4 protein-coding genes and 1 pseudogene are annotated in these 5,447 nt (G+C 70.9%); 4 read left to right on the forward strand and 1 reads right to left on the reverse strand.

The annotated features are described in order from the left end of the window. Window positions 1-695: YoaK family protein (locus AC2W7M_RS18980; RefSeq protein WP_486134056.1), on the reverse strand; the 695-nt coding region annotated here is incomplete at its 3' end. 80 nt (window positions 696-775) lie between these two features. On the opposite strand from AC2W7M_RS18980, the gene AC2W7M_RS18985 reads away from it, so the two are divergent. The 4 genes and pseudogenes from AC2W7M_RS18985 to AC2W7M_RS19000 all read left to right on the forward strand — a co-directional run bounded on the left by AC2W7M_RS18985 (window position 776) and on the right by AC2W7M_RS19000 (window position 5,304). After that, window positions 776-1,585 carry a helix-turn-helix transcriptional regulator gene (locus AC2W7M_RS18985; RefSeq protein ID WP_486134058.1) on the forward strand — a complete coding sequence of 270 codons (810 nt, stop codon included), beginning with the start codon at window positions 776-778 and terminating at the stop codon, window positions 1,583-1,585. A 1,057-nt stretch (window positions 1,586-2,642) separates the two neighbouring features. Beyond that, window positions 2,643-3,743, forward strand: a pseudogene (locus AC2W7M_RS18990) (xanthine dehydrogenase family protein molybdopterin-binding subunit); the annotation flags it as partial. A 425-nt stretch (window positions 3,744-4,168) separates the two neighbouring features. Continuing rightward, complete coding sequence (locus AC2W7M_RS18995; RefSeq protein WP_486134062.1) at window positions 4,169-4,753, forward strand: molybdopterin cofactor-binding domain-containing protein; 585 nt, start codon at window positions 4,169-4,171, stop codon at window positions 4,751-4,753. Window positions 4,754-4,794: 41 nt separating this feature from the next. Further along, entirely contained in the window at window positions 4,795-5,304 is a 510-nt protein-coding gene (locus AC2W7M_RS19000; protein ID WP_486134060.1) for a (2Fe-2S)-binding protein, read from the forward strand. The last annotated feature ends 143 nt before the right edge of the window (window positions 5,305-5,447 follow it).

Below are 5,447 nucleotides of genomic sequence, written 5' to 3' on the forward strand. Positions count from 1 at the left end.
GCGGGCTCGGCCGGTGGCGCGGCGGACAGGACCAGGATCTCCGCCAGCGCCACCAGCGGCGGCAGCAGGAAGCACCAGACCCCCACCGCCCGGTAGAGCAGAGCGGCGACCGCGCAGCCGGCGCAGAAGCTGGCGAAGAACAGCGCGAAGCGGCGCAGGCGCTGGCGCACCGGCTCCGGGAGGCCGCCGGCGGGCGGGCGCATCGCCTGCGTCAGGTCGAGCAGCACCTGCGTCATGGTGCCGGTCATCACGGTGGAGGGCGGCGCATCGGTGAGGTGGGTGCGGTGCAGCGCGTTCTGCAGCGCCATGGCGCTGACCAGCGTCATGCCCGTCATCACGGCATTGGGAGTGTCGGCGGGGAGCGGCAGGCCGACCTGGATCGCCACCAAGGCGGCATGGGCGAGCAGCACGAGCTTCGCCGCCATCAGCACGCGGAAATCGTCCATGCCGCGCTGCGCCAGCGCCTGGCTGAGCAGCCGCGCGCAGACCACCACGACGCAGAACACCGGCACGGCGATGATCTTCGACAGGTCCGGCATGCGCCCGTCCGCCAGCGCGGCCGCGAAGGTGACGAGGTTGCCGGTGACGTGCGCCGCGAACAGGCCGTTGAGGGCGACGAAGCCGGCGGTGTCCACGAAGCCGGCATTGAAGCACAGCAGGCTGGGCAGAAGGTACTTCATCGCGGCGTGACCCATCCCTCTCCCGCCCTGGTCCGGCTTGCGAATCCACCGCCCAGCCGCCACACAAGGACTGACCCAGCGAGAGCGAGCGCCCGATGACCCGCGATATCGGCCCCACGCCCGACGACGCCGTGCCGCTGCTCGGCGAGGACGACGTGCGGGAAATCGTCCGGCTGCTCGGCGAGGTGATTGTCTCGCGCCAGGATTTCTCAAGCGTAAAGCGGCAGCTGGTGGAGGGCCTCTGCCGGCTGATCGATGCCGACGCCTGGATCTGGAGCCTCGGCTGCTTCGTCGAGCCGGGCGCGCAGCCGGTCTATCTCGCCATGGCCCATGGCGGGTTCGACGAGGCGCGCTACACCCGCCTCCTTCTGGCCGCCAGCCACCCGGACATGGCGTGGACCTCGCAGAAGATGCTCGCCGAGATGCGGGCGAAGGACGCCCACGTCACGCGCCTTCGGCAGCAGGTGGTGGACGAGGCGGCATTCGTCGCGTCCGGGGTGGCCGCCCACCTGCACGAGGCCGACATCGGCCCCTTCATCTTCTCCCTGCGACCCATCGACGACCGGGCGGTCAGCGTCATCGGCCTCTATCGCCGGCAGGGGGCGCCGGCCTTCTGCGAGCGCGATTCGCGCATCGCCCACATCCTGCTCACGGAGCTGCCGTGGCTGCACGAGCAGGGCTGGCCGCAGGACCGCGGCGCCTCGGTGCCGCGCCTCTCGCCGCGGCTCCGCCTGGTGCTCAATCTCCTTCTCGACGGGCGCAGCCGCAAGGAGATGGCGTTGAGCCTGTCTCTGTCCGAGCACACCGTCGCCCAGTACCAGAAGGCGCTCTACCGCCATTTCGGCGTCACCTCCCACGCCACCCTGCTGCGGCGCTTCCAGATGGGCGACGGCGGCGACCGCTAGGGCACCCCGTGCGCCTGCCGTACCCCGCTCCCGCCGACCGGCAAGAAGAGCCGCCCCGTTTTGCTGCGATGCTCTTTGCCTTCACGGCGTAAAATCGCTGCTGATCTTGCATCGCAAAATACTCTATCCCTCAAATGTGGGAATAGGCACGGACGCGGCCGCTCTGCTACTCCGATTCCCGGGTCTCTCCGCTGGTCCCGTCGGCGTCGGCGCGGCCTGGGCGCAGCTTGGGCACGGGTCGATGCCGGAGCCTTCGCTCGCAGGCGGGGGCGGTCCCGGTAGTGTTTACCTGTATTATGCAACCGTCAAAAAGTATTTCTGTCCTCTGTTGAAAAGAAAATTCGTTTTCTTCTAAAACAAAGCGTACCCATGGGAAGCCCGCGGGCTTCTGGGCGTGACCGTAGGCACGACAGGGGGCAACCAGTGACAGAACCGTCGCGGCGGGACGTGCTGAAAATGGAGTGCGGCCGGCGGCATCGCGCTCAGCCTGTCGCGGCTTCCGGTGGCCATGGCGGCGGCGTTCGACGACACGCAGACCCTGCCCGGCCGCGCCCGGCCCAATCCGGCGGCAGCCGGGCACGGGCGCATCGATGCGGTGGCGAAGGTCACCGGCGCCAAGCTCTACGTCTCCGATTTCCGCGCCGCGGACATGGAGGGCTGGCCCGCCACCACGGCCCATGCCCTACTGGTGCGGGCGGCGGACGCGACCCACGTGCTCACCGGCATCGACCTTGGCGGCCTCGACGGCGACCTGAAGCCCACGGTGGTGGTGACGGCGAAGGACCTGGAGCGGGCCGGCCTCAAGGTGCCGCCCTTCTATGCCGGCGACCTGCTGTGCCCGGTGGGCACGACGCCGCTCTATCTCGGCCAGCCGGCGGCGCTGCTGCTGTTCGAGCGGTTCGACGCCTTCGACCGCGCCCGCGTGATCCTGCGCGAGAAGAGCCCGCTCGTCTTCGGCGCCGAGACAGGGCCGCTGGCGCGGCCCAATTACGCCGCCATGCGCTTTACCCGCGTTGCCGGCCCGACGCCCGGCGCGCCGGACGTCTATTCCCCGCTGATGGAAGGCTGGATCAGCCCCGGATTCTTCGAGGCCGGCGGGCGGCCGATCTGGCAGCCTTTGCCCACCGCGGAAGGCGGCCAATACAAGAAGGGCGCCACCTACGGCGAGGCGATCCGCGCCGGGATCGCTGCCGCCGATCCGGCCGCGCTGGTGCTCGACCGCAGCTTCCGCACCCAGTCCATCGATCCCATGTTCCTGGAGCCGGAATGCGGGCTCGCCTGGTACGATCCCAAGGCCAAGGCGCTGCGGCTGGCTGTCGGCACGCAGTCGCCCTTCGAGGCGGCGGAGGCGCTCGGCCAGATGCTCGGCGCCGCCAAGGCCGGCTTCAAGCCGCGCAGCATCGACACGCGCTTCGCCCATCTCGGCGGCGGCTTCGGCGGGCGAGACCACACCCCCTTCCCGCTCTATGTGGCGCTCGCCGCCCTGTTCCTGCCGGACCGGCCGATCCGGCTCGCCCATGACCGCTTCCAGCAGTTCCAGGGCGGCATCAAGCGCCATGCCTTCGACATGCGCTCGCAGGTGGCGTTCGAGCGGGCCACCGGGCGCATCCGCGCCTTCGCCGCCGACCACGTGCTCGACGGCGGCGGGCTCGCCAACTATTCGGCCAGCGTCGCGGTGGTCTCCGCCACCTCCGCCATCGGCGCCTACGACGTGCCGAAGGTGGACGTGACCACCTTGGCCGAGCACACGCGGGGCGTCACCGCCGGCTCCATGCGCGGCTACGGCGTGGTGCAGGTCACCACCGCGCTCGAAACACTGATGGACGAGGCGGCGGACAAGCTCGGCATCGATCCCGTCACCCTGCGCCGGCGCAACCTGCTGAAGACGGGCGGGCGCACCATGACCGGCAATCCGTGGACGGTCTCGGTGCGCACGCCGGAGCTGCTCGACAAGATGGAGGCGCACGCTTTGTGGCGCGGCCGTGCCGCGGCGAAGGCGGCGGCGCCCGCGGGCAGCCTCGTCGGCACCGGCCTCGCTCTATGCGTGAAGGACTACGGCACTGGCGCCGACTGTTCGCTGGGGCGGGTGGAGCTGGAGCCGGACGGGCGCGTGCGGATCGTCTGCGACGCGGTGGAGATGGGCAACGGCGTCGGCACGGCGGTGGCGAACCGGGTGGCGCAGTATCTCGGCCGGGTCGCCGACGAGGTGGCGGTGGCGCGCATCGACGCGTTCGGCGCGCTCGGCCTCGTCACCTCGGGCGATCCCTACACCATCACCCAGGCGGCGCAGGACAAGGCGGCGAAGAACCCGCGCTGGGTGCCGGCCATCTCCTCCGCCACCAGCGCCTCCATCGGCGCCCATGTGGGCACCCAGGCGGCCGGCGAGGCGGCGCGCATCGTGCTGCGCTTCGGCCTGTGGCCGGCGCGCTGGCGCTGTGGGGCATCCCGCACAGCGACCCGCGCCGCTTCCTGTGGGAGGAGGCCTTCTGGCAGGACGGCATGCTCATCATGTCCGGCCTGCCGCCTCTGGCGCAGCCGGACCTCGCCGCCAAGGCCCACGCCATGGGTGCGCTCACCGGCGCCATGGCCCATGCCTTCTCGCGCTGGGCCTGGGCGCAGGCGGCCTTCCCGCTGGACGGCTTCAACTGGGCGGCCGACCTCGACGCGCTGGCGGTGCGCCGCGGCAAGGGGCCGTTCAAGGTGCTCGACCGCAGCTTCGTCGCCTTCCCGCCGGCGAGCTACAACCGCATCGGCACCTCCTTCATCTCGGGCTGCGGCACGCTGGTGCGGGTCGAGATCGACCGAACGAGCGGCGCGGTGCGGGTCGCGCGCGCCTACAGCGTGCTCGAATGCGGCCATGCGCTGGCGCCGGAGGTGGTGCGCGGCCAGGCCCAGGGCGGCTTCGCCATGGGGGTCGGCCAGGCGCTGCTGGAGAACCTGCCGCCGTTCGAGGACGGCCCCGGCAACGGCCGCTGGAACCTCGGCGACTATGTCATCGCCCGCGCCTCGGACCTGCCGATCCATGCCCTGGAGGTGGAGATCCTGCCGCCGGTCGCCCCCAATGAGCCCCCCAAGGGCATCGCCGAGGTGGTGATGATCCCGGTGATCCCGGCGATCCTCAACGCCATCGCCGACGCCACCGGAAAGCGCTTTCCGCATTGCCCGTGACGCCGGACGATGTCCGGCGCGTCCTGTGAGGGAGGCTGACTGTGCCCGCGATCTCGCTGACCATCAACGGCCGCGCCCACGGACCCATCGAGGTGCGCGCCGACCTCTCCATGAACGACTTCCTGCGGGAGGTGCTGGGCCTCACCGGCACCAAGTTCGGCTGCGGCGCCGCCCAGTGCCTCAGCTGCGCGGTGATCGTCGATGCCGCCGACGGCACCAGCGCCACCATGCCCACCTGCGTCATCGCCGCCACCGACTTCGACGGCAAGGCGATCCGCACCGTGGAGGGCCACGCCAAGGACGGCGCGCTGACGCCGCTCCAGCAGAGCTTCACCACCCATTTCGCCTTCCAGTGCGGCTATTGCACGCCCGGCTTCCTCAATGAGGGGCAGGTGCTGCTGGAGCGGCTGGAGAAGGCGCCGATCCCGCGCGCCGACCTGGAGCGCACCGTCACCGAGGCGCTCGACGGCCATCTGTGCCGGTGCTCGGGCTACGTGAAGTACCACGAGGCGGTGCGCGACGTGATCCTGGCCGATCCGGCCGGTTCCTGACTTGAGGGCCGGCGCATGACACCCCTCTTGTCACCCCTCCTGGCACCCCTCTTGTCACCCCTCCTGCGCCTGGCGCTTCTCGCTTTGGCCGCCGCCTGATGCTCGTGGCGCCAGGCCGCGCGCCTCCCGCCCGGCGGCACGCT

The sequence above is a fragment of the Xanthobacter sp. BG11Y11_SDJG genome, assembly GCF_057364445.1.